Origin of the sequence: uncultured Roseibium sp. (genome assembly GCF_947499295.1) — a bacterium.
In the GTDB taxonomy this organism is placed as follows: Bacteria; Pseudomonadota; Alphaproteobacteria; order Rhizobiales; family Stappiaceae; genus Roseibium.
Map to the genome: position 1 here is coordinate 1 of NZ_CANMNP010000067.1, position 3,670 is coordinate 3,670.

Sequence of the window (3,670 nt, forward strand, 5' to 3'; positions counted from 1 at the left end):
GATCGGATTAAGCGACCAAATCCTACGTTATTTCAGAAGCTTGTACCAAATCCACCAACCACTATGAATTCTTAGGGTTAGGTTGATATGACGAAAATACCAAGCCCAGATTAGTCATCAGTTTCTTCACCACGCGCCTCATTTGCTTGAATTGCGTGGATGCCCGCCTTCTCCGACGGCATCACAACAGGCTTACCGTCTTCACTCTGTGCGTCGGTGAATCTCGATGCCTTCGTCGCTTCCGCTCCTGTCCAGCCAAGGAAACCGCAGCAGAAAACTCTAATCCGCGCCGGCAGAGAGTTGCGTAGCAGAGCGCCCGCAACAAATGGCTCTGCACAGGGTAAGACTAAATCCTTCAAATATTAAAATTGTATTTTTTAAAATCAACAAGTATCAGCCAAATTACAGACAATAATTTCCTGCTTCTTACATGTATGTTTAGACTAGTCAAAATTGGCATATGCTTCCTGATCGTAATGACTCTCTTGAATCTCATTTTTTCTGCTTACATGGATGATGTCGATAAAATCATTCGCCAGAAGAAGCCAATAAACTTGAACCCGTTAACACCTGTTCCCGATGTTTCCGCTATCATGAAGACTGTCCTTCAGTTTTATGCGGCTGCATTCGCATTCTTTATTTCCGTCTGGTTTACGCGCCCAAAAAACTAACGCGGGATAAGAACCAGGATAGCTCCTGATTGACTTTGACAATCAAATGCTCTTGCAAAGCCGGTCGTGGTAACCCGCATATTTAGGCCCTCTAAAAGAAATCTAAACAACAAGTTTTTCCATTACATGTCAAAAATAGACAGTTCAAAAAATTGAAACAAATCACAAAAATATAAAACTTCTAGAATAAATTAAAAAATATTAACACCTTAGATATTAACATCTTGATGAGAACTAAGGTTCACGGCTAGATGGCAAAAAACCTCCACAATTCAAAAGCACATATCCTCGTCGCTGAAAACGACCCCAAGCGTAGAAACCACATCACAGATAAGTTGCGCCAACACGGTTATTGGGTAACTCAGGCCAAAGCTCCTCATGCCATGGCACGACTGTTGAGAGGCTTGGTCTTTGACCTGCTGTTGTTGAATTGCAATGTTTTCAAGGCATTTGACCCCTCAGACATTCACCTGCTATTCCTCACCAGCAAGACACCGATAGTCACAATTACAAGTCAGAGTACTCCTGCCAGCAGGCTTGCCTGCCTTGAAGCGGGTGCAGAAGAATACATCTGTGAGCCGTTCGACGACCGCGAACTTGTACTACGCCTTAAGAGAAACCTGGAGAGATTGGGAAAGCCTGACAAAGAGAACATAGGCCAAGTAAACTTCGGCCCTTACAAGTTCTGCCTCAACGACAGACAATTGTTCCAGGGCGCTAATGTCATCCGCTTGACACAGCGCGAGCAGGAAATAATGCACTGTCTAGCGAAGAAACGCGGCAAACCAGTGGCCAGACCAGAGCTATCAGGCCTGAAATCGACTATTGGCGAACGAACGATAGACGTGCAGGTCAATAAACTGCGACAAAAGATCGAACCAGATCCAAGCAGTCCAGTATGGCTCAAAACAGTGCGAGGTGTGGGCTATAGTCTGGACAACGAGTAGACCTGCTGCCGGACAAAATCCAGGCCGATATGCGTGACACGGCCATTGTTGGCCAACTCTGATGGACTTTAATTGTGCAAATGCGCTTCGTTCAATCAACAATGCAGCCAGACAGTGGCATGGTAGTGTCGCAAATTTTTCTTGATGTGAGACCAATGGCTTTGTCTTGACACAGTTATCCTGCGAGTTCGATGAACTGGCGGTAAGCAGGAACACCCGGCTGGTTCAGTTGTCCCTTGCGGATCATGTGCGCTGTTTCAATTCCCTCAAGCGTGGCGCTTGCTGAATGGAACACTTTGAAGCCCATCATCGGCCTGGTCAGTTTGCGGACAAGCAGGGCGATGTTGATGTTGGTCAGACCCGCCAGATTGGTGCCGCTCTTGTCTATCACAACCTTCTCCGACAGACCATTGTTCCCAATAGAGCTGTTGAAGAAAGCCGTTGCTGCCGCTTCATCACGGGTTTTGCACAGCATGAAATCAATGGTGTCGCCGTGTTTGTCCGCAAACTGACCGAGACCCTTTCTGGCAATCATAGCGTCAGTACGGTCGATATAATCGCCAGCCTGAACCGCCAGTTGGCGGGATGGGCGGCGTTCTACAAGTTCACCGACTTCAGGGCATACGTCTTCCGGCGCATCGACCATGTCGTATTCTGGAAAATGGCGCACTGGCTGGGGCATAAATACCGCTGCCGCATCAACTCCTTGATGCGGAAATGGTTCAGGGCCCCGGAAGCGGGCGAGGCAAAAACCTGGCTGGTTTACGGTCGCAATGAACAAAGCGAGGCCATCGGAAAAGACCTGCAACGGCTTGTCTCAAGCCCGAAGGCTCAGTTCCGTTGGCGCAATCCGGAGGTCAATCCATACATCTTCCGGAGTGAAAATCGCAGCACCGTCACCTCTCGCTATAATGATGTTGCCATGGCCATGGGCCAAGTTTGAATGGAGAGCCGTATGCGCTGAAAGGCGCACGTACGGTTCGAGGAGGAGAAGCGCAAACGCGCTTCTTACTCCACTCGCCACTTGGGTCGGCTTCGTCTATGTGGCGTTCGTCATCGATGCCTTTGCGCGGCGCATTGTCGGATGGCGAGTGAGCCGCTCGGCCCATGCCGGGTTCATCCTGGATGCCCTGGAACAGGCCGTTCATCAACGACGGCCGGCAGCGGGATTGGTGCATCACTCGGATCGCGGATTGCAATACCTATCGATCAAATACACCGAGCGACTGGCCGAGGCCAGCATCGAACCCTCGGTTGGCAGCGTCGGTGACTCCTATGACAAGGCGCTCGCCGAGATGTTCAACGGCCTCTTCAAGGCAGAGGTCATTCATCGCCGTGGGCCATGGTACAGCTTCGACGCAGTGGAATATGCCACATTCGAATGGGTCGACTGGTTCAACCACCGCCGACTGCTGGAACCCATCGGCAACATCCCGCCAGCAGAGGCCGAAGCAGACTTCTACGCAGATCTGGAAACTTCAGAAATGGCCGCTTAGCTTATATCAACCAGCCTCCGGCAAACCCGGGGCGTGTATGGATGCCCCCCAGTTTGGCAAGCAAAATCTTCGGTCTTTCGGCGGGGTCTTCGATCGGACGTGTGTCAGGCCTCATGATGTGGCCTTTGTTACGCCACGGGCCGGTATGCTGTTCGGAAAGTCGGGTTCACATCGGTTCAGAGAGCTGCATGCGCTCGAGCCCCGGGTCTGAATGTCCCTGCCTTGAACTTCGAAGTCCGTGTCGCCTACTCCTCGTCGATCGCTCACCCCGGCCTTGCGGTCATGTCGTGCAGTTTCCCCTTGAAGGGGTGCCGGTCACGCCATTCGGTAATCTTCCTTTTTCACGCTCAAGGCCCAGTTCATGCGCGCCATCTTGTTGGCGAGCGCGACAGCCGCGACATCTTCGGCTTGCGCGCAACAAGGTTCGCGAGCCAGCGGTTCGAGCTGCCTCCCTTGCGAACCACCCATCGGATCACACTCGTGGCACCGTTGAAGAGGCCTTGAATACAGCGTCGAGGAAGCCTTGATGGAGATGTATCTGGCGGGCGTTTCAGTG

The 3,670-nt window shown here is 51.3% G+C and carries 2 protein-coding genes and 4 pseudogenes; 4 read left to right on the plus strand and 2 right to left on the minus strand.

What is annotated here, in order from left to right:
• Nucleotides 1-922: 922 nt before the first annotated feature.
• The gene (locus tag Q0835_RS29455) at nt 923-1,618 is read left to right on the plus strand and encodes a response regulator transcription factor (RefSeq protein WP_298966977.1); all 696 of its coding nucleotides are present in this window, start codon (nt 923-925) and stop codon (nt 1,616-1,618) included.
• A 175-nt stretch (nt 1,619-1,793) separates the two neighbouring features.
• Here the strand turns inward: Q0835_RS29455 and Q0835_RS29460 are convergent.
• Nucleotides 1,794-2,120, minus strand: a pseudogene (locus Q0835_RS29460) (DDE-type integrase/transposase/recombinase); the annotation flags it as partial.
• On the opposite strand from Q0835_RS29460, the pseudogene Q0835_RS29465 reads away from it, so the two are divergent.
• From Q0835_RS29465 to Q0835_RS29475, 3 genes and pseudogenes are all read left to right on the plus strand, one after another.
• Nucleotides 2,112-2,279 (plus strand): annotated as a pseudogene (locus Q0835_RS29465) (group II intron maturase-specific domain-containing protein); the annotation flags it as partial. The pseudogenes Q0835_RS29460 and Q0835_RS29465 sit on opposite strands and share 9 nt — an antisense overlap.
• Before the next feature lie 48 nt (nt 2,280-2,327).
• Complete coding sequence (locus Q0835_RS29470) at nt 2,328-2,561, plus strand: hypothetical protein (RefSeq protein WP_298966979.1); 234 nt, start codon at nt 2,328-2,330, stop codon at nt 2,559-2,561.
• A gap of 67 nt (nt 2,562-2,628) precedes the next feature.
• Nucleotides 2,629-3,114, plus strand: a pseudogene (locus tag Q0835_RS29475) (DDE-type integrase/transposase/recombinase); the annotation flags it as partial.
• A gap of 315 nt (nt 3,115-3,429) precedes the next feature.
• On the opposite strand, the pseudogene Q0835_RS29480 reads toward Q0835_RS29475, so the two are convergent.
• A pseudogene (locus Q0835_RS29480) lies at nt 3,430-3,670 on the minus strand (hypothetical protein); the annotation flags it as partial.